The organism is [Enterobacter] lignolyticus SCF1 (assembly GCF_000164865.1).
GTDB classification, from domain to species: Bacteria; Pseudomonadota; Gammaproteobacteria; order Enterobacterales; family Enterobacteriaceae; genus Enterobacter_B; species Enterobacter_B lignolyticus.
Genome location: NC_014618.1, coordinates 1108013 through 1131654 on the forward strand (window position 1 = coordinate 1108013; position 23642 = coordinate 1131654).

Below are 23642 nucleotides of genomic sequence, written 5' to 3' on the forward strand. Positions count from 1 at the left end.
TATTATCCCTAATATTATAGTGTCTTTCGGATGACAGTTTTCAGGTGGGATATGAGTGAGTTTGAGGCCCGCACAGCAATCATTGTCGATGATCATCCCCTGGCGCGCGTCGCCATTCGCGGTGTACTTGAAAAACAGCGGATTACGGTGGTCAGCGAGTATGAGGATGGGATGACGACATTAAGAGCATTGACAAAAAATACAGTAGATATTGTCATTGTAGATGTCGAAATACCCGGCATCAATGGCGTGGAACTGGTCGAGAAGCTCAGATCGCAGCAGTTCTCTGGAATATTAATCGTCGTCTCAGCTAAAAACGATCGTTACTACAGTAAACGTTGCGCGCAAGCAGGCGCTAACGCGTTCATCAGTAAGAAACAGGGAATGGAGAATATTCTTGCTGCTATCAATGCCGCGCAAGCTGGCTACAGCTACTTCCCATTTTTTCCGGAGGAGTCGTCGGCAACGCTCACGGATGCACAACGTCTGGAATCGCTTTCTACACAAGAGATGAAGGTCATGAGCTATGTGCTAAACGGGCTTGATAATACTCAGATTGGCGATGTCATGCATATCAGCGGCAAAACGGTCAGTACCTACAAAACCCGGTTAATGGATAAGTTAGGCTGCAAATCGCTAATTGAGCTGCTCTCATTTGCCCATCAAAATAAGCTGACCTGATGATGATGAGGCGATGGCTTGCGATAGCGCTTATGCTGTTGTCGATAATCGGATGGCGCGCTGATGCGCGAGATGATGCTCCGGTTGAACTTGAGCTGTCAGGCTACAACTATATCACGCCGGTACCCGTATTTTTGACCGAGGATGATAAGCGCTGGTTGCAGCAGAAAAAGAGGCTTAATGTCGCGGTTTATCAACCGGAACAAGCCCCCCTCGTTCAGACAACTCTCACGGGGCGCTATCGGGGGATGAATGCCGATTATCTTGCACTGATTCAACATTCGCTGAGTATTCGTATCAACGTTATGGCATACCGCAGCGAGGCGGATGCGATTAGCGCGCTAAAAGCGGGCAAAGTAGACATGGTATTAACCGGACTCGACAGCCACCCTTTTACGGATGATGGTCTTCAGTCCTCACAGCCGCTGGTGTACTCCTGGCCAAACCTGGTGACGTCGCTGACCAATGTTATGGCGCCGCTGCACAGTGCGCAAAGTACTCGTATTGCTATTGTCAATCACTACCCGGATGATGATTTTATTCATCAATCATTCCCCAATGCGGAGATCGCCAATTACCCCAGCTATCAGGAGGCGCTGAGTTCTGTTGCTAACGGTGAAAACGCCTGGTTCTTTGGAGACTCGCTGACAACCAGTACCTGGCTGTCCCAGGAGTTTAGCCAGGCGCTCAGTACGGTTAAATACTGGCCTGCGCCGCAGAAAACCAGCGTTTTTTTATTTTTACCTACCGGGAAGCGCCTGCTGTCGATTGTGAATAACACAATTGGGGGGATTGATGAGAATATACATGGGCAAATTGCTCAGTCGATGATCGATAAAGGTAATTTGTCATTTCTGATTGAACCGTTGAAGCTGACTCCGCGTGAAAAGCTGTGGCTTAAAAATCATAAAACGTTGCGGGTGATTATTAACCCGTGGTTCGCGCCGTACACGATGGTAGACAGTAACCAGGAAATACGCGGTGTAGTGGGGGATATCCTTAATCTGGTTAGTCTGCAAACCGGTATACAATTTGAAACCGTTGTCGTCAAATCGAATGAGCACATGGTTTCTGAAATGAAAAAAGATAACTGGCATATTGTACAGGCAGCAACCTACGATTTGAGCCGTGAAAATTATCTCTCCTTCACCCACCCGTTTATCACGACGCAATTTGTCACCGTTGTCAGAAAAGGGAGTGCGCAGGAGACAATGCTGCGGGCGGGAAAACGGATTGCAATTAGCGCCGATCATACGTTGCTGGTCCGGTTAAAAGCCCGCTATCCGGGCATTCAGTGGGAAGAGGTGGATAACTCCAGTGTGGCGTTAAATCTTGTCGCGACTGAAAAAGTGGATGCTGCAATTTCGAACCAACTTACCGCCCGCTACCTGACTGAACATTATTATCCTGACCGGCTCACCTGGTTCTCAATTCCGGGAGAAGACCCGGCGGCCATTAGTTTTGCCGTTCCTCGATCCGAACCGGAGCTGCGACAGATCCTTGATAAAGCGCTGGATGATATTCCACACAAAGAAATTTTGCAGATTGTCAGCAAATGGATCCGTTTACCTGATGTCAAAATAGATACCTGGGAACTGTATAATAAGCCTTTCTACCTGGTGACAATGCTGGCCGTGTTGCTGGTGTTGAGCATGTTGCTGTGGGCAATTTATCTGGTGAGGGACGTCCAAATAAGAAAACGTTCTCAGCGTTTACTGGAGGTTGAGCGAAATAAAGCGCAGCAGGCAAATGAGGAGAAAAGAGCATTTCTCTCACATATGAGCCATGAGATTCGTACTCCGGTCAGCGCTATTATGGGATTTCTGGAACTCCTGCAATTGTCCCCCGCACATTTCACTCCGGAAGATAAAGCATCGATTGATCAGGCGGCTCAGGCATCACGTTCATTGCTAAAGCTGATCGGCGAGATTCTTGATCTGGAAAAAATTGAGTCTGGTCTGTTGGAAGTGGTTCCGCAATGGGTATATCCGGATACTTTGGTCATGGAGAAGATGTCTCTGTTTAGCGCGTTGGCTGCGCAAAAAGGGATCGAGCTGCGTTATGACTCGCGTTTAGATTCGAAGGAAACAATGCGACTCGATCCGCAGCTGTTGGGCCAGGTACTCACTAACCTTATTGGTAATGCGGTAAAATTTACTTCACAGGGACATGTCCTGGTTTCGTCAATGAAGCTTCGCGATACGCTGGTGCTTTCCGTGAGTGATTCCGGTCCCGGTATTAGTGCTGAGGAACAAAAGCGACTATTCACGGCTTTTAGTCAGGGGACGGTTGGGGAGCAGCATAGCGGTTCTGGCCTGGGTCTGGCAATCAGTCGGGCCCTGGTAACACAAATGGCCGGAACAATCGTACTGCAAAGCGCAATAAACCAGGGAACTACCGTGACGCTGAATTTGCCGGTACTGACGTCATTTGAAGCCATTCCCGTACCTGCGCAATCTACGTCTATTCCTTCGGTTATTCGGGGGGAGCTGCGGGTGCTAATTGCTGACGATCATCCCTCCAGCCGATTGCTGTTAAAACGCCAGCTTGCCATGCTGGGTATTGCTGCGGATGAGGTTGATAATGGAGCCGCAGCATTACGCTATATACAGCAAGGTCATTATGATTTGCTGATTACCGATTTTAATATGCCGGTAATGAACGGAATTGAACTGACTCGACAGATACGAAGGTTCGATCCTGAACTCACCATCTGGGGACTGACGGCGACGGCTCAGGAACATGAGCGCGACCGAAGTCTCGCGGCAGGCATGAATGCTTGTCTTTTCAAGCCGATCACATTATCGCAAATTTCACAATTACTTTCAGACTATTACGATACAGGTGATACTACCTTCGATATCGAACGCCTCGCTTTATTGGCGCAAGGTAATCGAACGTTGATGCTCCGGGCGTTGCAAGATGCGCAAGACGAAAACCGTCGTGATTTAGTTTTGGCCCGGCAAAAAGCGCAGTCAGGAGACTATTCGACTGTAAAACAGCATATCCATCGTATCAACGGAACGGCTCAGCTTCTGGGCGTTGAGATGTTAATGAATGCTGCGCAATCTCTGGAAAATAAATTGCCTGACGGTATTCCGGCGGCGGTCCTTGCTGCTGAACTTGATCATATCGAACGCCTACTTACCGAGCTGGATCTCGCCATCAAGAAATTTACTCCATAACTTCCTGTCCTACGCCTGTAGGCGGCACCTGACAGAATAATAAGGCGTCGCTGATGTTGCTCCACTGTTAACCAGGTAAAATGAGCCCTGTGTTAGACAGAACATGTTTCGTTAACGGCTCTAGGGATATTTCCTAAGAAAAATCCATTTTTCCGTTTATTCCAAGTTTTGGCTATCAAACAGACTTGGATCATTAAACCAGGCCTATCTGTGGCAATAGTCTTAAATTTACATAAATGGATTTTAAATGGTTTTTTATTCTGAATTTTTGGATTGTTAATGGATTATTAATCTTTAGGTCGTGAAAAGTTAGAAGAAACGATCGTTTTTAAGATTGTATTCAAAATCCATTATTTTTGTGGTGTCATCTGGAGTCGTTTTCTGTAAATTTTACAACCGAGCATGAAGTGTGTTTCTGACACAAAATAAGCAAAGAGGGTATGCCGAAAAGGAAATTTTATGGATTTATCAGATTCCATTTTTTCTGATGATTACTTTTTTATCGTCGGCATCAGTGCGTTATTAACGTCGGAGTTGATTGATGAAAACTACTACATAGTAGATGTTGAAGCGACAAACCTTCTGCAAATTAAAAGGCATTTATTTCCTGGTCGGAAGATAATTGCATTTATAACCAATGATCTGGACTACTATGCACTAAAACACATACAGAATATTATGTTTGTTGATAAAAGGCGCAGGTTAAATGAAATATTATCTTGTCTGTTTGTCAAAGATTCCCGTTTTAGATACCGAGTGAGGTATACGCTTTCGTTGCGTGAAAATGAAGTGCTTTCATGTATGCAAAAAGGGCTTGATGCGAGTGAGATTGGGAAATGCCTGGGGATAACTGTTAAAACCTTTTATACCCACCGCCGCAGTTTGATTTTTAAGCTTCAGGCCGAAAACCGTATATCGCTATACCGTAATATTGCTCGGGCAGAAAGATATAAACGGAATACTTGTGAATATAATCTGTTGTGAACAGAGAATTGGATTTGCCTGAAGTGTTACTCACTAGAGGGTATTGTTAAATATCACTAAATGTTACAGCGCGTTATTATAAAACATTTTAACTTAATCACTGGATTTCATATGAAGAATATATCGTTAGTCTCTGCGATTTTATCGCTCTCTGTGCTGCAGGTGGCTAATGCTGCCGATGGCATGATCAATTTTACCGGTAATATCACCGGAACTGCATGTGTTGTTGATACTACATCAGTTGCCGTCGATCTTGGAACTGTTTCTGCTTCGGCATTTTCAGGGGGTGCTGGCACGACAGCAGCAGCCAAACGTTTTAACATTGTGCTGAAATCCTGCCCCGCCAGTATTTCCAGCGCCAGTATTCGTTTTGACGGTACCACAAATACTATCAATCCATCTATTTTAGCGCTGAGTACCGGTGAGCCGGCGTCGAATGTTGGAGTGGCAATTTATGAGCAGGATAACGCTACACTCATTCCGATTGGCTCTGCGTCAGCTGATGTGGCGCTGTTAGCAGATGTCAATAATACGCTGACCTACTTTGCCAAATATATGTCAACGGGTACAACCGTTGGTGTTGGATCGGCAAGGTCGTCAACCGCATTTACCGTTACGTATCAGTAAAAAGCAGGGCCATTCGTGGCCCTGAACAATTAATCCAGGATGTATTCATGCTTCAGAAAATATATAGAGTAGCGGCGGTTGGGGTTTTGTTTAGCTCTACTGTGGCCATCAGCGGTGTGGAAATAGGTGGTACTCGTGTTATCTATAACGGTAGTGCAAATCAGGCGGCAATCAGCGTTAACAATCCGGATAATAATCCGTATCTGATTCAGTCGTGGGTGAGTAAAAATGAAAATAGCGATGACGGTGACAGCGCATTTACCACAACGCCACCCTTATTTAAGCTGAATCCGCATGCGCAGAATTCGGTGCGTGTAATGCTCACCAATAACTCAGTACCTAAAGACAGAGAGAGTGTTTACTGGTTGAGCATAAAGGCAATTCCAGCGTCATCACCAGGTGCGAAAAATGAACTGCTGATCGCAGTGAAAAGTAAGATGAAGCTGTTGTACCGCCCGGCAGGATTAAAAGGTGATCCCTCACTGGCATATCAAAAATTAACGTTTTCACGTGAGGGTGGAAAGTTAAGTGTTCATAATCCATCGCCTTATAGTGTGTCGCTTTATGACGTTAAGGTAAATGGAAAGCAATTAGCAAAACCTCCAATGGTTTTACCATTTCAAACGATATCGCTATCTCAGTCGGCGGTAACGGGTAGTGAAGTTTCATGGCGTGCGATTAATGACTTCGGAGGTATTACGGCTGAGCATAAATTTAAAATGTAGGTTAGGGTTTTATGCCGCAGGTCAACATCATTCCAGGTCTTGCTAAGTTAACTCAGTTATCTTTGTTTATTTATCTGTGCATTAATATCTCTGATGTGTTAGCGGATGATTATTTCTATCCAGACTTTGTTGAGGTTCGTGGAAATACTCCTCAGGGTATAGATATTTCTCATTTTAATAAATTAAATGGGCAAGCACCAGGCATTTATCACGTTGATGTCTATCTGAACGGAGTTTATATAGAAGCACAGGATATTACATTTATCGATAATGGTAGCGGACTGACGCCGACGTTGACGCGTGCAGAACTGATTAAATGGGGTATTAAGCGCAATGCGCAACCTGCATGGATGACCATGGAGGATGCTACAAACATTAAAAATCTCAGCGCACTTCTCCCAGGTAGCCAGATAGCTTTCCTGTTTGATGAGATGCGGTTGGATCTTTCCATTCCGCAGGAATACCTGCAGCGGGATCCCCGCGGAACAGTATCGCCGGAGCAATGGGATGATGGGCTGAATATGATGTTTCTGAACTACAACTTCTCTGCAGCTAACAGCCATAGTAGCGGCAAATCGAGTAATGACAGCTATTTGAACCTGCGAAGTGGGATTAATGTTGGGCCGTGGCGGTTGCGTAATTACTCAACCTATAACAACAGCGCAAATACGGACAGTTGGAACACGATTAATACCTCGCTGGAACGCGATATTAAGTCACTGAAAAGCCAGTTCAGCCTCGGTGATGGTTATACGCAGGCCGGGGTGTTCGACAGCGTAAATTTCCGTGGCGTGCAGCTGTATTCGGATGATGCCATGTTACCGGACAGTGTGCGAGGTTTTGCCCCTGTGGTACGTGGAATCGCCATGAGCAATGCGCAGGTCACCATTCGTCAAGGTGGAAACGTTATCTGGCAATCTTATGTACCGCCAGGTCCGTTTGTTATTGACGACCTCTATCCGACCACCGCCAGCGGAGATTTGGATGTGGCGGTTCGTGAAGCGGATGGCTCTGTGCATCAATTTATTCAGCCATTTTCGGCAGTGCCGGTGATGCAGCGTGAAGGTCAGTTCAAGTATGCACTGGCGGCGGGAAAATATCGTGCGGCTAATAATAAGGACAAAGAACCAGCGTTTTTGCAAAGCACAATGAGTTACGGCTTGCCGTGGGATAGCACAATCTATGGCGGCATGCTGCTCTCTGCTGATTACAGCGCTGGTGCACTGGGTATAGGGAAGGGGTTTGGTGATTTTGGCTCTCTCTCTTTTGATACCACTTTTGCTCATACGACGATGCCTGGAAGAACGGACGAAGGGGTATCGTTTCGTGCGCAATATGCCAAAGATTTCGCATCGACAGGTACCTCATTCAGTTTAATGGGATATCGCTATTCCTCTTCCGGCTTTCATGATTTTCAGGAAGCAAATGGTGATGTGGATGTTTATCGGATGGGCTATGACGGCATGCAGGAAGGTAATAGCTGGCGTTATGAGCGAAATAAACGCAGCAAGGCACAAGTTACGTTGAGCCAGAAGCTCGGTCTCTGGGGGAATTTAAATCTCTCCGCCTGGCAGCAGGATTACTGGGGGGGGGATGCCGAGCGCAGTATTAATGTGGGTTACAACACCAGTATTAACAATATTAACTATGGTCTGAACTACAGCTATTCCCGCGGTCCCTGGCAAAATGACAACGATCATATCGTCGCATTCACGATGCAGATCCCGCTGTCACGTTTTTTGCCTGATAGCTGGATGACGGTCTCCGGAAACACCAATAAAAAAGGCGACACGACGTCGCAGGTGGGGCTGTCAGGTTCGTCGCTGGAAGATAAAAACCTGAGCTGGAACGTGCAGCAAGGCTACAACAGTAAAGGCGCGGATGTACAGGGGAACGCCTCGGTTAACTACAAAGGCCGCCATGGGGAGTATCAGGTTGGTTACAACTATTCCCGTGATAACCGCCAGATGTCTGTCGGGGCGATGGGGGGGGTGGTGGTTCACCCTTATGGCATCTCGGCTACACAGCCTCTTGGCGAGACTATGGCGCTGGTGAAAGCCGACAATGCGGCAGATGTGAAAGTCGCAAATAACAGCGGTATCTATACCGACAGCAAAGGTGTTGCCGTTGTGCCCGATGTGACGCCATATCGAAAGAATAATCTGTCTTTGGATACCGCATCACTCAATAAAAATACCGACGTTCTGAATGACACTCGTACCGTTATTCCGACAAAAGGTGCGCTGACGCTGGCGGATTATCCAACTGTCACCGGCTACAAGGTCATGCTCCAGTTAACCGGGGAAGAAATTCCCTTTGGTGCAACGGTCAGCATTAGAAACCACGATAACCTTCCAGAAGGCATTGTTGACGATCGCAAGCGTGTCTGGCTTAACGGCGTTCCGGATAAAGGAACTGCGATAGTGAGTTGGACGGGGGGAGGTTGTCAGGCGACTTATCAGATAACGCAGATTTCTGACAAACCGCAAACAATCACTGAGCAATGTCATTGATCCGGAGAGAAATATGTATCGACTTTTATTTATCATAATATTTGCTGCTGTGGGATTGTTTTCTCAAGCAGCTCTGGCATGGCAATGTAATACGGTAACGACGATAACAACAGTGTCGCCGCAGAATATTACGATCTCCCAGGACCTGCCTGTGGGCTCGGTCATTGGTACCCAGATAATTACGCCAACCATTAATGCGTTTAGCTGTTACAATTCTGACCAGGGAAATATTGTTAATCAAACTTTCGGCGTTAAGGGCATTGGAACATATGACTCTATGCTTAATAGTCGTCGGATATATAAAACGGAGGTTAGTGGCATCGGATATTCCATATCGGGTTCAACGGCGAACTGTGCAGGAGGAACTGCAGTGGTCACAGGGAGTAATACCATCCGTGGTCTGGTGGATACGGTCAAACTTTGTGAAAATACCAGTGGGATGATAAATCCCACACTAAATGGCACTGTTACGGTAACGTTTTATAAGACTGCATCAGAAACAGGGTCAGGAACAATAACGGCAAAAACGGTTGGTTCTCTGATTTTGTTAAGTAATTCGTTATTGTGGCAGTCACCAGAGGCGACCGTCGATATCAATGCATTTACGATCACTACGCCTGCTTGTAAAGTGACGACACAGTCTATCTCTGTGGATATGAAAGACGTAAATAAAAATGAGTTTAATGGTAAAAATTCTACGCCAGGAAATGTGCATACACAATCCTTCACTCTGCCAATGACCTGCAATGCAGGTACTCAGGTTAGTGTGAAAATGGAGGGTAATATCTATGATGCGACTAAAGGAGTGATTAATATAATCAGTAATGCGAATGCGGCGACAGGTGTCGGGATCCAATTACTTTATAATAACCAGCCTTTAACGCTAGGGACTAATTTTCCTGTAGGTTCTTCGTCTGCGGGGGGGAGCTTTTCGGTTCCGCTGCAGGCCAGGTATTATCAGACAGGTGACTCGATCACTACCGGTTCAGCCAATGGTGTATTAACTTTTACCATGAGTTATCAGTAATTATAGTGATGATGACGCTGTTATATGGATGATTTTATCCTGATACAAATATAAAAATATTCTTTTGAAGGAAATAATTTTAACGTGATAAAAATAGGACGTGGTTTTTTTAATTTTATTTTAGAGCCGGTGGTCGATAATTCTATTGGGGAAGTAATTGGTTATGAAATTCTTTGCCGCTCATGTGACTCCCCGGTTGATAATGAAGTATTTTTCAGGAACCTTGCTATTGAGGAATTGAAAAAGGTTTTTTTTGCCCAGATTGATTATTTTCTCCAGGCTCTTATTGAAAATAAAATTACTGCAAATCAATTATTTGTTAATGCTCCGGTTGCGTTACTGCTGGATGATGAGATCATATGCTCTCTGGCGAGAGTTAAAAAAAATATGGTGGTTAATGTTGAAATTGAATTGGATTTTGAGTCAAAGGAGTGTATCCAGCAAATCATCTTAGGAAGAAACAGATTAATGGCGTCGGGGGCAAGCGTACAAATATGGCTGGACGATGTTACAACTTCACGATTTTTTTCTTTGAAAAAGTGGGCCGATTTAGGATTTAATATAAAGGTAGATAAGAAGTCATTTTGGTCTTTTTATGAGTCAAAAAAAATCCCCCGACAGCTTTTAGCTTTACCAGAGCATCGTTTTATTATTGAAGGAGTTGAATCTATCGAACATGTCAATTTTTTAAGGGGACATAAAGTAAACCTGGTGCAAGGCTATTTTTGGCCAGCTTTAATATGTGATTTATAGCTGATAGTTGTACTATTTACTTTTTTGTACCGTTCAATAGATCGTCAGATATTTCCTGTGTAGCCCTCGGTCACGCTGCCTTTCTTCATATTCTACTAACGTTTGGCAGCTATTGGTTTTGGGGGCAAGTGGACGGCTCAGTTGTTCTTGCAGATGCTCCTGTGCATCAATTCTTTTCTCCAGAGAAGTGTAGAGCTTTACCCGGTAGCTCCGGGCATTGGCAAGGGTAACTGATGAGTAGCTCAGGGCCATCGCCATCATCGAGAACGTAGTCCGCTTTCCTAAATTTGGCGGATGCGATTTACTTAGTGGGCCTGAAAAACAGAGGCGCCTGAAGCTTCAGATTTTGCGGGACACGCAGCGGGTACAAAAAGCCCGTAGGGCTTTCCGCGCAACGGCATGGAGGGTAATGACACCGGCACCGTTTCATATCGGGTGCCAAAAAGAAGCTGATAACCGTGTTACCGGTGTAGGCCACCAGCACCGAACCGGTGAACATGGTCGCCAGCATGGCGAGCGCGACGGTTTGACCCTGACCCAAAAGCAGCTCGGTGCTAAATCAGGGATTTGCGTCATTGTTATGGTTATTTAATAGGAATGCTCTTATTTATTGAAAATAACACCAGCATGAATTGATAAGCATCTTTTAAATAAAAAAGATAAAGCAAGTTTATACGCTATAAAAAGAAAGGTTAAATTTTTAATTATATAAATAATATTGTGATCAAAACTCACGAAGTATCTATGATACGAGAAAAATCGCATCGCCATATCCGATCTCCGTAACGTAGAGAATCTTATAGGACTGAGTATGAAACTGATTAATTTTATTGGCCTTTTTACTCTCACGTGTAGCATGTCAGCGTTTGCTGAAACGGCCAGTTTTGAACAGCGCCATGATATTCGTGAGTCGGTACGGGAAGGAAAACACGATGTGCGTGAAGGCACCCGTGAATATCGTGTAGACAATAATACGGGTATTGGCGACAACTCCAATATCGATGAACGCCATGAAATTCGTGAAAAAAGTCGGGAAACGCATCACGATATACATGAGGCAAGCCGTGAGAATCGTATAGATAATGCGCCGAAGTGGAATGGCAATAACGGTGAGCGTCTGGAAAATATTGATGGAAACCACGACAGCCGTCAGGATAATCGCAACAAAGACCAGGTTAAACGAAATCATGATCGTAACCAGGATCAGAGCAAACGAAATCATGACAGAAACAAAGATCAGAGTAAACGCCAACACGACCGCAACAAAGATCAGAGTAAGCGTTAATAAAGAGTGCGACCTGCTCCCAAAGACCCTGTAAATAATTCTGTGTAACTGCCCACTCATTAAAGGTGATCGCTCAGGCGGTCACCGAACTCGATAATAAAGCGACTCATTGCCAGCCGCCAGTTCTGGATCGGCATACTCCATTTTTTTGACGCCTCTTTGATAGCCAGATATATAACTTTTCGCACCGAGTCGTCTGTCGGGAACACCTTGCGCTTCTTGATGGCTGCGCGGATCACGCTGTTCAGCGACTCGATGGCATTCGTCGTGTAGATGGCCTTGCGGATATCGGGCGGATAGTTGAAGAACATATTGAGGTTTTCCCAGTGCGCGCGCCAGCTTTTACTGATCTGCGGGTATTTATCGTCCCAGGCATCCGCGAAGCTATCCAGCTCCATCAGCGCCGCTTCTTCTGTCGGGGCCTGATACACCGTTTTCAGCCCGCTGGTGACAGCTTTATAGTCTTTCCACGCCACATATTTCAGGCTGTTGCGCACCATATGGATGATGCACAGCTGGATGTGAGTCTGCGGATAGACGCTGTTTATCGCATCCGGGAAGCCCTTCAGACCGTCCACGCAGGCAATCAGGATGTCCTGAAGGCCGCGATTTTTAAGTTCCGTCAGCACGTTCAGCCAGAACTTTGCGCCTTCGTTTTCAGCCAGCCACATCCCCAGAAGCTCTTTCCGGCCTTCGGTATTGATGCCCAGCGTCAGGAACACCGCTTTGTTTATCACGCTGCCGTTCTGACGAACCTTTACGACGATACAGTCCATATAAACAATGGGATAGAGTGCATCCAGCTGGCGGTTCTGCCATTCGGCGACCTGTTCTTTAACGGCATCGGTGACTTTTGAAATCAGCGCAGGTGACACATCCGCGTCGTACATCTCTTTGAACGTAGCGACGATTTCCCGAGCGGTCATGCCTCTGGCATACAGGGACAAAATCTGGCTGTCCATCTGCGTGATACGCGTCTGGTTTTTCTTGATTAGCTGCGGCTCAAAGGTGTTTTCACGGTCGCGCGGCGTGTTCAGCTCGATTTCACCGTCGTCGCACAGCAGCGTTTTGGAAGAGTAGCCATTGCGGGTATTGGTGCCGGTTTTCGGCGCGTTTTTCTCATACCCGAGGTGGTCGGTCAGTTCAGCATTCAGCGCCGTTTCGACGGTTAACTTCGTCAGCATGCGGGAAAATGCGTTGAGGTCAGCTTCGGTTTTAAGACCTTTAGCCAGTTCAGCCGCGAGGGCTTTAAGCTTCTTCTCGTCCATAATTTGCCTGTCTCCGTAGTTGGGAGGAACATATCAAAAACAGGCAATTACACAATTTTAATTACAGTCTCCTCCCAAAGGATTGACTCGTGGTGGTGCTTATAACATCTGCCCATTGCCCGGTTGCCATAATGTTATGGCACCTCAAAAGCAATCATGCTTTATGAGGTGCCTGAAGCTTCAGATTTTCAGACTTTGCGGAACTTCTCTTCACGTCATGAAGGAGTTAGGGTCATGACCCCGGCGCCGTTTCATACCGGGTGCCAAAACGTGTCCAGCGGGGAATGATGGCAAAGATGATGGCCATCATCAGGCACGACAGGTTAAACAGCACATACGGCGCATAGTCGAGCGTCGCCACGCCGAGCGTTTTCGCCATAAACATCCCGGATATCGTCCACGGAAACAACCCTTCCAGCAGCGTGGCCCCGGACTCCATCGCCCGCGACATGTTGACCATATGCAGGTTTTTCTCCTTATAGCAGGGGTCGTACATGCTCTTGACGATAAAGAAGCTGATAACCGCGTTACCGGTGCAGGCTACCAGCACTGAACTGGTGAACATGGTCGCCAGCAGGGTGCGCGTGACGGTGTTAAGCATCTTCACCAGGCGCCTCAGGATGACCGCCAGCGCGCCCGAGACATCCAGCGCCGAGGCGAACATAAATGCGCATAGCATCACCACAATTGGGCCGGTCATGGAGTACATGCCGCCCCGGTTCAGCAGCACGTTAATGTTGCGTCCCGTCGCTTCATCCAGCGCCATCCCGTGCAGGCCGGGCAGCATCTCAGATGTAAAGCCGTTGATGGCGGCGCTGATGATGTCGGCAAGCGTAATCTCCTGAAACAGCACCGCCAGCACGATGCCGGACAGGGCCGAGGCCACCAGTACGATCGTCGAGTCCCACTTCTTGACGGCCCCGACAAACACCAGCAGCGCCGGGCAGAGCAGCAGCGGGTTGAGCCAGAACAGCTGCGACAGCGCGTCTTTCATCACCGCAATCGCCTCCATCTGCGCGCCGGTGCCGTCGTGGAGCCGGCTGCCGAGGGCGTAAAACCCTGCACAGGCCACGGCGAAAGCGGGCAGCGCGGTATAGAGCATATTGCGGATGCTCTGGTACAGGTCGGCCCCGGCGGCGATAGCAGCCATGTTGGTGGTGTCGGACAGCGGCGAGAGCTTATCGCCAAAATACGCGCCTGATATCACCGCGCCCGCCGTGACCGGCAGCGAAACGTCCATGGCCGACGCGACCGCCATCAGCGCCACGCCAATGGTACCCGCTGTTCCCCATGAGGTGCCGGTGAAGGTGGAGATACAGACCGTGACCAGGAAGGCGGTCAGATACAGGTACGCCGGGTTGATGGCCGCCAGCCCGTAGTACACCATCAGCGGAATGGTGCCGGAGACCATCCAGCAGCCAATCAGCATCCCGATGGACAGCAGAATCAGAATGGCGGGCACCGCATCCTTAATTTTTCCGACCAGCGAGGTCATCACTTCGCTCCAGCTACCGCCGTAGTAGCGGGCGTAGAAGCAGGTGACGATGGTGATGCAGAGTAACGTGAACTCAACCGGATAATTCAGCAGGCCAATACCGGCGGCAAAAATAATAAATATCACCACCAGCAGACCAATTGCGGAGCCGAAGGACGGCGCGTTGCGTGCAGCCATTATGCCTCTCCTTTATGCATGCCCGCGATGGCGGCGAAGGCCGTGTCCTGGTCGTCAGTCAGCAGCGCCGGGCTTTCCTGGCCGACGGACAGGCGAATCAGACCGGGGGCGATATGGTCAGCGGCAAGCCCCGCTTCGTTATAGCCCCGGTTGGGGGAGATAATCAGGCTTTCATAGCCGCCCCAGCTGCAGCCGACTTTGAATATCCGGCAGGCGTCGATAAACCGCTTCACCGTCGCAAAATGCCCGCCGCGGATTTCGAAGGAGAAGAGGCCAGAGAAGCCGGACATCTGCTGGCGGATAATCGCCTGCTGCTCCGGGGTTGCCAGACAGGGATGACGGATGTTTTCCACCTCCGGGCGGGTGGCCAGGTATTCAATCACCCGCAGCGCATTCTCCTGATGGCGCGGCATCCGCACCGGCAGGGTGCGCAGCCCGCGCAGCAGCAGCCAGGCGGCGAACGGCGACAGCACCGCGCCCAGCAGCTGGTGGGAGAAGTCGCGGATAGCCGCCATCCGTTGCTGCGAGGTGATCACCGCCCCGGCGATTAAATCGCTGTGGCCGCCGAGGTATTTGGTGCAGGAGTGAATGACGATATCGAAGCCGAGCGTCAGCGGCTTCTGGAACAGCGGGGTGGCCCAGGTGTTGTCGATGGCGCTGGTGATATTGTGCGCCCTGGCAAGCCGGGCGATGGCGGCCAGATCGACAACGTTCATGGTCATTGTGCCGGGGGATTCGGCGTAAATCATCCGGGTGTCGGGGGTGATTTTACGGGCGATGCTGTCCAGGTTGCCGTCCAGCACTACATCGTATGTTATGCCGAATTTTTCCGCCATCTGCCGGACCAGCGCCATGGCCGGGCCGTAGACGTTGTTCACCAGAATAATGTGATCGCGAGCGTTCAGGTTCGCCATCAGCACCGCGCTGATGGCGCCCATCCCGGAGGCGAAGCAGCGGCAGGCCTCACCGCGCTCAAGTTTCGCCAGCTTCTGCTCCACCATCTGCACCGTGGGGTTTAACCCCCGGGAATAGATAAAGCGCTCGGCCTCATGGAGCATATCATCGCAGTAGGCCTGGTAATTTTTCTGCACAAACAGGCTGGTCTGGATAACCGGCGGACTGACCGCGCCAAAATACAATTCATGCGGTTCGTCCAGCCCGGAGCAGGCCAGATTATCGTCGGCGGCAACGTCATCGTTGCTGAGTAACATCTTACTGATTTCCATATTAAATTTCCTGGTGAGTGGCCCTGTGCGCCTGAAAAACACACAGGGTGGCCTTTGCGGGCCGTGTTGGTCCGCATGTATCGGGTATGTCAGAGACGGGCGGTCAGGCAGCTATGGTCTGCCGCGTACTGGACGGGGGGCGGGTGGCCCGGTTTTCACGGCCCGGAGGCGAAGAACCGCCGGAAGGGAGGCCTGCCTTATGCGGCCCGGCAGGGCGAAGGACGGGTGTGGCTCAGTGGGCATAAACAACTCTCCTGTCAGATGGCGTTGATTAATGCGTCCTGTCACTCACGGCGCGGGGCGTGATGCCCCGGAGTTACGGGGTTATGTTTTAACGGTGAAGCTGGTTACGGGGTAAACGGGTGTCGCGGCAGTTGCGGTAGCGACCGGGCCAGATATCCGACGGGTGCCTGTCCAGGGCGGCGGCAATCAGCCATTCGCCTTTTGGCCACGGACGCGTCAGCACGTTCGCCAGCGTTGACGAGGCCAGCCCTGCCTGCCGCGAGAGCTTCGCCATGCTGGTGCCGCGCTTGTGCAGAGCGGCAATGATGTCGGCGGGGTGCCAGTCATGTTTGGTCATTCCGTTTACCTTTTATTGTTGACTATAAGTCACAAATTCATGCTAGCACGCATTTTATGTGACTCATAGTCCGTGGAACAATAATCAACAAAGATTGATGCTGGTCTGATGAAAAATACGGGATCAATCAAAAAGATACTGGGTGAAAGAATCAGGACGCTACGCCTTGATATGGGGCTGTCCCAGGAAGCATTCGCCGATAAATGCGGCATCGATCGCACATATATGAGTGGAATTGAGCGCGGAGTACGGAATCCTACACTTATTGTCATTTGTGCGATTTCGGATGGACTAGAGATGGATCTCAGCCATTTGTTTATGTTTGCCGATGGTGCACATGCTGACAACGAAGCACCCTGATGTGACTTATAGTCCGTGGTCTGATAGGCAACGGAAGTTCATTTTATCTGGATGAAAAATTCATCCAGCATCCAGGCGCAGTTTGGCGCACATCTCAAAAAACTCAGGCTTCAGTCCGGCCTGTCTCAGGAAGCATTCGCGGATAAGTGTGGACTTGACCGTACTTATGTGAGCGGTATTGAGCGAGGAGTAAGGAACCCAACCCTTGAAGTAATAGGCGTTTTGGCAAAAGGGTTGGGTATGGATATTAAAGAATTATTCAGCTTTGAAAGATTGGTTTAACTGTTAGTTGCGACTTTGTTTGCAGCGACTCTGGGTACTTGGCTACCAACCTCACGAGTACCCTCATTTGTTGACAGTCCGTCTTTTGGCGAAAATCGGCCTGCAATATCTTTCATATTTATGACTGTTTTGAGCAAGGAGCGGACATCTACAATGCTCCTCACAACTAACGGAAGCATTACTAACATCATGATGTATTCATGAGTGGGGAGCAGGTCATAGGAGTAGGTGATTGAGTAGTGCTTATTTGGGAGGTGCGACTATACTTAAAGATGAAATATAATTGACTGTGATCTACATCTGCAAATGTATTCATGAAGCTTTTTTAAATTTAAAAGATATGTTAACCTCAAGACATAAATATTTTCATTTAACGGATTAAGGTTTTGATATGTATATACGAGGAGAGAGCATTGATGATGTTTTAAATAAATTATATAACAAACTCCTATCCAGAAAAAGTAACATACACCCTTCAAAAGGTAAGGCGACAGAAATAACAGGTGTATTAATAAAAATAAATAACCCAAGGGCTAGGCTAAGTCGTACGGAAGGAAAGGGTAAGGTTTTTAGTGCTCTTGGAGAATTATTGTGGTACATGTCTGGTTTACATGATTTGGAATTCATTCGTTACTATATTCCAAAGTATAATTGTTTTTCCGACGATAATAAAACGATTTACGGCGGTTATGGTCCGAGGATTTTTGGTAATGATAATCAGTTTATGAGAGTAATCCAATTACTTCGGGAAAAGAAAGACTCTCGGCAAGCAATAATTCAAATATTTCATTCAGATGATTTGAAAGAGAAGCACAAAGATATTCCATGCACTTGTACGTTACAGTTTATTTTGAGGAATAACAAGCTTTCGTTGATTGTAAATATGCGTTCTAATGATGTTTTTCTTGGTTTTCCCCATGATGTCTTTGCCTTCACTATGATCCAAGAATATGCAGCTTCAATTCTAGGATGTGACTTAGGTGATTATAAGCATTTTGTAGGTAGTTTACATCTATATGATGAGCATAGGATTAAAGCTCAAGGTTATATAAATGAAGGTTGGCAGGAAGTAATTGAAATGCCATCAATGCCAAAGGATAATGTTGAAAACAATTTAAATATTCTTTTAAAAAAAGAAAATGAGATCAGAAATAATATCGACATTGATATTGATAAATTAGAACTAAATGACTATTGGAAAGATATAGCTTTAATGTTGCTCTATTTCAATGCTAGAAAGTATAAAAAAGATCATAAAGTAATTAATTCTATTATGGATAGAATAAATAGTAGTGCTTTTAAAGTGTATATAAAGCAGAGAGAAGATGTAATTAAAGAAGGTCCTGCTGATTATGACTTAGATGGTTACCGCACGATTACGCGTATGCTAGTTAGATCTCTCAAGGATAAGGATCTCATATCTTCAGGAGTTATTTTAAATGGCAGCCCTATTCCAGCATTTGGTAAAATCTCTACAGCAATAGTTGCAACTCTAGGCTTAAATCCTAGCAATAATGAATTTTTAGATTCACAGGGGAATGAACTTGAGTCCGATTTGAGACGTTTCCATACACTAAAATCACTATTTTTAAATGACTGGAATACCATAGATGATCAAACTCTAGATATGATTATAGAGTCCTGTGATCTATATTTTGAAAGAAATCCATATGATAGGTGGTTTAAACCATTAGATAACTTATTATCTCAATCTGGTTTTAGTTATTATGGAAAAGAAAGTAATGCCTGTCATTTAGATTTAGTCCCATTTGCCACTTATAAAAAATGGTCTTATTTAAGTGGATATCAACGAGAAGTATTATTAAAAAAAATATCATCATCTCTGGGGGTTATCATAAAAAACTCAAAGATAAAATTGCTTTTATTAAATGGTAGAACTGTTGTTGAACATTTAAAGTTAATATCTAATATAGAGATCTGTGAGAACGGTGTATCCTCTCTGAGTTTGAAAAGAAAGTCTGGAAATGATATTAAAGGGTTTGAGTATACGGGGAAATTAAGTAATATATCAGGTGTTGATATAGGTAGGGATATATATATATATGGATTCAATCATAATGTTCAAAGTAGTTTTGGTGTGTCTAATCTTGTGAAAGAAGAAATAAAGAAAAGATTTAATAACTATTGGATGACATTAAACCATGAATTATAATGATCGTGTATTTGCTGATAGAATAAGAAATAAACTTATTGAGTACAGTAATACAGAAAGAGAATTAAGAGGTATAAGGCATGAAGATAACTTAGAATCATTATTAGGCCAAATAGTTGAAAGTAAAAGAAGGGTTGACTTCGTAAGAATTATAGATAATCAGGATATGAGTGTCGAGAGAGCTAATCCAAATAGTAATATGTTCGATCCAATAAAAGCTGCTGTTATAATGAAGAAAAATGGAAATATTGATGAAGCATGTTGGCTAACTTTTCTTGCAATCCATTTTGGTAAACATTCTAAATACAAATGGAGTTTAGTGAAAGGAGTTTATGGGTCATTAGGGAGTGGTTTTGTTTGGGCCTGGGATAATGTAATAACCTATCCTAATGATTTCATGCAGTGGTTGATATTTAATCATTTTCAGCTCGCATCTCAAGGTGCTTTTGGTAATCACAGAAAATATGAATCTTTAAATCCTGCAAGAAAAAATTGGAATGGTGCAATTATTCAAAGTTATATTGATTGGGTAAGACTATTTGGTGACCATAAAACAATGCTCTTTCGTTTTGAAAAAGACTATCCCAACAAAAAAGAAAGATTTAGAGCTTTATATAAATCTATGGATAAAGTTTTGAGGTTTGGCAGAACAGCTAAGTTTGATTTTCTTACAATGCTTGAAAAACTTAGTATAACAGACATTGAGGCCGATTCCACGTATATGTCAGAAGCTACTGGACCTAAAAGGGGGGCTAACCTATTATTTGGAGGGACAACTTTAGATGTATTTAGTTCTGAGCAATTAGAGAAATGGATTGCTGAGCTGGATCTGTACTTAAATGTAGGTATGCAAGTAATTGAAGATTCATTGTGTAATTGGCAAAAAAGCCCCAATAAATTTATTAGATTTAGGGGCTGATATAGATTAGCTTATGACCACTTGAACTTTGTTTTTAAGTTATTCAGGTGGTTATAAGGTATTATTGATTTTTTTTGCAACTGTCCGACAACTATTCCAGGGGCTATACCTATTCTTCGAGCAAAGTATAATATTTCTTTTCCATTATTGGATATTCTATATAGTTCCTGTTCATACTCTCTTGGAACCAAAGTGTTTTGAGCAAATTCATTTGCTTCATCTTCTAACAGAGAGTTTATATTAAGTGAGTCATCATCAATAAATATTAGGTTACTGTCGTGTAATATTAAATGACCCATCTCGTGAAAAAATGTAAACCAGAAATGATCATCTGAAAGATGGCGAAAACTAAGTATTATCATTGCCTTATTTTTCGCTATAAATTTTGTAGCTCCACTAGCTCGGCAACCATTTGGTGCCTTAACTATAACTACGGCAACACCACATGTAGCACAAATTTCTTGTATTTTAGGTAAGAAATCTGAAGGTGATTTCTTTCTTGTTAATAAACGAATTTCGGGTAATAGGCTGATGAATGCATCTTTATTCCATGAGGCGCATTTTATATTTTTTGATGCTATTTCACCTTGTCTAATCCACACATCAAGGGAACCTTGAGTAGAACTAAAGCTTTGTGAGGATTTAAATGCAACGGATGAATGAAAATTTCTATATTTTAGCTCCCATTCAGAAATGCTTTGGACTCCGAAAAAATCAAGGCAATATAAAAACTTCTGGAATTTATATATTGTCTTTGGAAGCCATTCCTGTTTTTGCATATCTCCGGTAGGTAAATTTTCTAACCATGAGTTTTGGGCAGAGTCTAACTCCATATTAATATGTTGTAATGCTTCACGATATTGTTTATCGCGTTCTAGCCAAAATGATTGAGATGCACCAAGAACGTTAGATAAACGTTCTGCTATATATTCATTAATGAGTAACTTTCCAGTAATTAATTGTGTTATCTTAAATTCAGACATATCCAAAAGATTTTTTAATTCATCGATTGATATTTTTCTTTCAATCAATATGTCGGAAATTGTCTCTCCTGGAGAACTTATCCAAGTAGGAGTGTAGTTTGTGCTTGTGCTCATAACTTTTCGATCCCAAGAATTTTAATTCGGCTAACTTTTGACCAATCGACAGCACCTGTAGAAAGTAGTGGCGTTGTTGGATGAGACGAACTGAAAATTAGAGAATAACCGTTACATAGATCTATTATATACTCACCTGGGGGAAGTGCATTGGTTTCTCTGGGATTACCTACGAGCAAATCATTGAGACTAGATACTGCACGTAAGTCCGCTAGCCTGTTGATCAGGGTCTTGACTACGTCCCTAGGCAAACTTTGCCAAGCTATTACCTCTTTAGTACAGAGGTTCCGGATTTTTTCACTATCATAAGATAATATAATCGCCATTTATCCCGTAAAAATCCCTATGTCGATGATAATATTGAAGTTTATGTATATCTTGAATAGGATGTGAACCTAGTTAGGATACCGGAATGTTCATTTTTTTTAAAGCAACTATTTTGAATAGTGTCAACTTTAAACACTTTTATTTTTTCGCACGGAGGGTTACAAATACGATATTAAAGGGAGGCTGCTTGGATCTCTCCGCCGTGGCTGTAATCGATTGACGTTTCTGATAAAAATCTACGATTTCTGGATACAGAAGCGATCTGCAAAGTTTTGAGGTAAAAGCGTCGTTCTCAAGTCTGGGCTTGTAAGTAAGATAAACTGTTGGTCAGATCTCAACTATACCTATAAAAACACGAGAGGGTAAGGAGTGGAAAAGGAAATGGTGCGTCGTAAACGATAGCTTCATACGCTGAACTGTTTTGAAAAACCGGTTACGTATGAGTTTGTGTGCAATCATCTAGTCTGATACCCTCATTGTAACATTATACCTATCAAATTTTTTAAAGTGTAACAAGTCTAGTTCAAAAACTAGCAAGTAATAGAGTTAGAAATGTACTACTTAACTGAGTGTGGAACCAAAAAGGTGCTCGATGAGATGTCAACTTATATGCAGAGTTTAGTTAATACATTTGAGAAGTTAGCACTTGAAGATAGTGCAGCTTCAATTTTGAAGCTGCAACAGTATTTGGAGATACGAGATGCTGGAACGTATGAAAAGCATATAATCCCTTATTTGGCTTGCCGAGCATTAATTTATAAGGGAGTAATTGGTATAGATAAAATTGCTGAAGTTCTTCCTACTGCTCCTGGACATATATATTCGATGGCGATACTTTCTAGTCTTTTGCAAGCAAGTGAGGGAGAGCATGCAAAATTCATGTATGAGCTCACCGAAGAAAGTGCTGTACTTTCTAAACCAATTATTGAAGATGTTAGAACTGCTGCAAAGAGTGTTTTCTGGGCTTTCTTAGATGACTGTAGAGCTGATTCGGATTCTTTTTATAGACTAATAAATCTACTGCACCATGTTCAATTTTACTCTATGTATGAATTAGAGTCTTCTAGTAGTTTTAAAAAGGTGGTTTTTAATATATTTTCAAACTCAACCCTTAGAGTATCAGATAGAAAAATTAACCAGTTGGGTGAGCTAATTTCCTCCGAGTTCCGAGAGGAGGAATATCAAAAATTCTTCACCGAAAATCCTGCTTTTCTAAATCCACTTGCCAGTAAACTTATTAGTAAGCATAAACTGGGTAATGAGTTTATTACGGACTATGTACTGGAAACATTAACTGGAGATTATATTGCAGTTGAAATAGAAAAACCTACCGATTGTATTTTTACCAAGTCAAATAACTTTACTCACACATTTACTCATGCATTCGGACAAGTTATTGATTTTATAGAATGGATTGAGCAAAATATCTCATATGCACAGAAAAAACTTCCAGGAATTTCCTCACCGTCAGGAATGTTAGTTATTGGTGTTCGTACCACCCTCAATAAAGAACAAGAGGATAAACTTCGCCGTTTTAATAAGAATAGCAATTCGATTGAAGTTGTTACTTTTGATGACTTGTTGGCAAAAGCGCGAACACTTCAGGCAAATATTATACATAGAACAGAACTCTTATAAATAGTACTGGCTGTTTTTTTGATACATATTCTACCGGGAGACTGTAATTAAAATTGTGTAATTGCCTGTTTTTGATATGTTCACTCCAACAACGGAGACAGGCAAATTATGGACGAAAAGAAACTTAAGGTGGACTGACCCCGCCCCGGTAGACGATCCTGCCCTATAGTTGGACTGACCCCACCCCAGTAGACGATCCTGCCCTATAGTTGGACTGACGCACCGTAGCGGCTTCTATGAGGATGAAAGACGACTCGAACCGAGTCATCTTTAGCCTTATAATGCCTTTCTGTTCCCTGACACTTAGGTTTATGGCCAGG

At 44.8% G+C, this 23642-nt stretch carries 20 protein-coding genes; 15 read left to right on the forward strand and 5 right to left on the reverse strand.

What is annotated here, in order from left to right:
• The first annotated feature begins 51 nt into the window (after positions 1–51).
• The 10 genes from evgA to ENTCL_RS23580 all read left to right on the forward strand — a co-directional run bounded on the left by evgA (position 52) and on the right by ENTCL_RS23580 (position 11780).
• Positions 52–681, forward strand: a complete 630-nt coding sequence (evgA, locus tag ENTCL_RS05315) for an acid-sensing system DNA-binding response regulator EvgA (RefSeq protein ID WP_013365083.1) — start codon at positions 52–54, stop codon at positions 679–681.
• Positions 681–3866 (forward strand): response regulator, encoded by a 3186-nt coding sequence (locus ENTCL_RS05320; protein WP_013365084.1) that lies wholly within the window; start codon positions 681–683, stop codon positions 3864–3866. Before evgA ends, ENTCL_RS05320 begins: the two co-directional genes overlap by 1 nt.
• Positions 3867–4325: 459 nt before the next feature.
• Complete coding sequence (locus tag ENTCL_RS05325; protein ID WP_013365085.1) at positions 4326–4850, forward strand: helix-turn-helix transcriptional regulator; 525 nt, start codon at positions 4326–4328, stop codon at positions 4848–4850.
• 111 nt (positions 4851–4961) lie between these two features.
• Positions 4962–5477 (forward strand): fimbrial protein, encoded by a 516-nt coding sequence (locus tag ENTCL_RS05330; RefSeq protein ID WP_044611900.1) that lies wholly within the window; start codon positions 4962–4964, stop codon positions 5475–5477.
• Positions 5478–5524: 47 nt separating this feature from the next.
• Positions 5525–6202 (forward strand): fimbrial biogenesis chaperone, encoded by a 678-nt coding sequence (locus ENTCL_RS05335; protein WP_013365087.1) that lies wholly within the window; start codon positions 5525–5527, stop codon positions 6200–6202.
• Positions 6203–6213: 11 nt separating this feature from the next.
• Positions 6214–8715: a fimbria/pilus outer membrane usher protein gene (locus ENTCL_RS05340; protein WP_013365088.1), complete on the forward strand. Its 2502-nt coding sequence runs from the start codon at positions 6214–6216 to the stop codon at positions 8713–8715.
• Positions 8716–8728: 13 nt separating this feature from the next.
• Positions 8729–9742: a fimbrial protein gene (locus ENTCL_RS05345; protein ID WP_013365089.1), complete on the forward strand. Its 1014-nt coding sequence runs from the start codon at positions 8729–8731 to the stop codon at positions 9740–9742.
• 84 nt (positions 9743–9826) lie between these two features.
• Positions 9827–10495: an EAL domain-containing protein gene (locus ENTCL_RS05350; protein WP_013365090.1), complete on the forward strand. Its 669-nt coding sequence runs from the start codon at positions 9827–9829 to the stop codon at positions 10493–10495.
• Between the two features lie 409 nt (positions 10496–10904).
• Positions 10905–11087, forward strand: coding sequence for a hypothetical protein (locus tag ENTCL_RS23575; RefSeq protein WP_157865526.1), 183 nt, complete (start codon positions 10905–10907; stop codon positions 11085–11087).
• A gap of 219 nt (positions 11088–11306) precedes the next feature.
• Complete coding sequence (locus ENTCL_RS23580; protein ID WP_157865527.1) at positions 11307–11780, forward strand: hypothetical protein; 474 nt, start codon at positions 11307–11309, stop codon at positions 11778–11780.
• Positions 11781–11839: 59 nt separating this feature from the next.
• Here the strand turns inward: ENTCL_RS23580 and ENTCL_RS05360 are convergent, their stop codons facing one another.
• The 4 genes from ENTCL_RS05360 to ENTCL_RS05375 form a co-directional block, all read right to left on the reverse strand.
• Complete coding sequence (locus ENTCL_RS05360) at positions 11840–13048, reverse strand: IS256 family transposase (RefSeq protein WP_013365092.1); 1209 nt, start codon at positions 13046–13048, stop codon at positions 11840–11842.
• Positions 13049–13280: 232 nt separating this feature from the next.
• Entirely contained in the window at positions 13281–14720 is a 1440-nt protein-coding gene (nhaC, locus tag ENTCL_RS05365) for a Na+/H+ antiporter NhaC (protein WP_013365093.1), read from the reverse strand.
• The gene (locus ENTCL_RS05370; RefSeq protein ID WP_013365094.1) at positions 14720–15946 is read right to left on the reverse strand and encodes a trans-sulfuration enzyme family protein; all 1227 of its coding nucleotides are present in this window, start codon (positions 15944–15946) and stop codon (positions 14720–14722) included. The genes nhaC and ENTCL_RS05370 overlap by 1 nt, the downstream gene beginning before the upstream one ends.
• 331 nt (positions 15947–16277) lie before the next feature.
• Positions 16278–16526, reverse strand: a complete 249-nt coding sequence (locus ENTCL_RS05375; RefSeq protein ID WP_013365095.1) for a helix-turn-helix domain-containing protein — start codon at positions 16524–16526, stop codon at positions 16278–16280.
• Between the two features lie 171 nt (positions 16527–16697).
• On the opposite strand from ENTCL_RS05375, the gene ENTCL_RS05380 reads away from it, so the two are divergent.
• The 4 genes from ENTCL_RS05380 to ENTCL_RS05395 all read left to right on the forward strand — a co-directional run bounded on the left by ENTCL_RS05380 (position 16698) and on the right by ENTCL_RS05395 (position 20260).
• Positions 16698–16886, forward strand: coding sequence for a helix-turn-helix domain-containing protein (locus ENTCL_RS05380; protein WP_420805093.1), 189 nt, complete (start codon positions 16698–16700; stop codon positions 16884–16886).
• 51 nt (positions 16887–16937) lie between these two features.
• A complete protein-coding gene (locus ENTCL_RS05385; RefSeq protein WP_013365097.1) occupies positions 16938–17168 on the forward strand; it encodes a helix-turn-helix domain-containing protein in 231 nt (76 codons plus the stop codon).
• Positions 17169–17559: 391 nt separating this feature from the next.
• Entirely contained in the window at positions 17560–19341 is a 1782-nt protein-coding gene (locus tag ENTCL_RS22375) for a thymidylate synthase (RefSeq protein WP_013365098.1), read from the forward strand.
• A complete protein-coding gene (locus ENTCL_RS05395) occupies positions 19331–20260 on the forward strand; it encodes an alpha-glutamyl/putrescinyl thymine pyrophosphorylase clade 3 protein (protein ID WP_013365099.1) in 930 nt (309 codons plus the stop codon). Before ENTCL_RS22375 ends, ENTCL_RS05395 begins: the two co-directional genes overlap by 11 nt.
• 11 nt (positions 20261–20271) lie before the next feature.
• On the opposite strand, the gene ENTCL_RS22675 is transcribed toward ENTCL_RS05395, so the two are convergent.
• On the reverse strand, positions 20272–21357 hold the full coding sequence (locus tag ENTCL_RS22675) for an ImmA/IrrE family metallo-endopeptidase (RefSeq protein ID WP_013365100.1): 1086 nt from the start codon (positions 21355–21357) through the stop codon (positions 20272–20274).
• An 879-nt stretch (positions 21358–22236) separates the two neighbouring features.
• On the opposite strand from ENTCL_RS22675, the gene ENTCL_RS05400 reads away from it, so the two are divergent.
• Positions 22237–23322, forward strand: a complete 1086-nt coding sequence (locus tag ENTCL_RS05400) for a Shedu anti-phage system protein SduA domain-containing protein (protein WP_013365102.1) — start codon at positions 22237–22239, stop codon at positions 23320–23322.
• The last annotated feature ends 320 nt before the right edge of the window (positions 23323–23642 follow it).

What these genes read in the sequence shown, in the direction of transcription:
- evgA (WP_013365083.1), top strand. Translation starts at nt 52, where the DNA reads ATGAGTGAGTTTGAGGCCCGCACAGCAATCATTGTCGATGATCATCCC.
- ENTCL_RS05320 (WP_013365084.1), top strand. Translation starts at nt 681, where the DNA reads ATGATGATGAGGCGATGGCTTGCGATAGCGCTTATGCTGTTGTCGATA.
- ENTCL_RS05325 (WP_013365085.1), top strand. Translation starts at nt 4,326, where the DNA reads ATGGATTTATCAGATTCCATTTTTTCTGATGATTACTTTTTTATCGTC.
- ENTCL_RS05330 (WP_044611900.1), top strand. Translation starts at nt 4,962, where the DNA reads ATGAAGAATATATCGTTAGTCTCTGCGATTTTATCGCTCTCTGTGCTG.
- ENTCL_RS05335 (WP_013365087.1), top strand. Translation starts at nt 5,525, where the DNA reads ATGCTTCAGAAAATATATAGAGTAGCGGCGGTTGGGGTTTTGTTTAGC.
- ENTCL_RS05340 (WP_013365088.1), top strand. Translation starts at nt 6,214, where the DNA reads ATGCCGCAGGTCAACATCATTCCAGGTCTTGCTAAGTTAACTCAGTTA.
- ENTCL_RS05345 (WP_013365089.1), top strand. Translation starts at nt 8,729, where the DNA reads ATGTATCGACTTTTATTTATCATAATATTTGCTGCTGTGGGATTGTTT.
- ENTCL_RS23575 (WP_157865526.1), top strand. Translation starts at nt 10,905, where the DNA reads ATGACACCGGCACCGTTTCATATCGGGTGCCAAAAAGAAGCTGATAAC.
- ENTCL_RS23580 (WP_157865527.1), top strand. Translation starts at nt 11,307, where the DNA reads ATGAAACTGATTAATTTTATTGGCCTTTTTACTCTCACGTGTAGCATG.
- ENTCL_RS05360 (WP_013365092.1), bottom strand. Translation starts at nt 13,048, where the DNA reads ATGGACGAGAAGAAGCTTAAAGCCCTCGCGGCTGAACTGGCTAAAGGT.
- nhaC (WP_013365093.1), bottom strand. Translation starts at nt 14,720, where the DNA reads ATGGCTGCACGCAACGCGCCGTCCTTCGGCTCCGCAATTGGTCTGCTG.
- ENTCL_RS05370 (WP_013365094.1), bottom strand. Translation starts at nt 15,946, where the DNA reads ATGGAAATCAGTAAGATGTTACTCAGCAACGATGACGTTGCCGCCGAC.
- ENTCL_RS05375 (WP_013365095.1), bottom strand. Translation starts at nt 16,526, where the DNA reads ATGACCAAACATGACTGGCACCCCGCCGACATCATTGCCGCTCTGCAC.
- ENTCL_RS05380 (WP_420805093.1), top strand. Translation starts at nt 16,698, where the DNA reads ATGGGGCTGTCCCAGGAAGCATTCGCCGATAAATGCGGCATCGATCGC.
- ENTCL_RS05385 (WP_013365097.1), top strand. Translation starts at nt 16,938, where the DNA reads ATGAAAAATTCATCCAGCATCCAGGCGCAGTTTGGCGCACATCTCAAA.
- ENTCL_RS22375 (WP_013365098.1), top strand. Translation starts at nt 17,560, where the DNA reads ATGTATATACGAGGAGAGAGCATTGATGATGTTTTAAATAAATTATAT.
- ENTCL_RS05395 (WP_013365099.1), top strand. Translation starts at nt 19,331, where the DNA reads ATGAATTATAATGATCGTGTATTTGCTGATAGAATAAGAAATAAACTT.
- ENTCL_RS22675 (WP_013365100.1), bottom strand. Translation starts at nt 21,357, where the DNA reads ATGAGCACAAGCACAAACTACACTCCTACTTGGATAAGTTCTCCAGGA.
- ENTCL_RS05400 (WP_013365102.1), top strand. Translation starts at nt 22,237, where the DNA reads ATGTACTACTTAACTGAGTGTGGAACCAAAAAGGTGCTCGATGAGATG.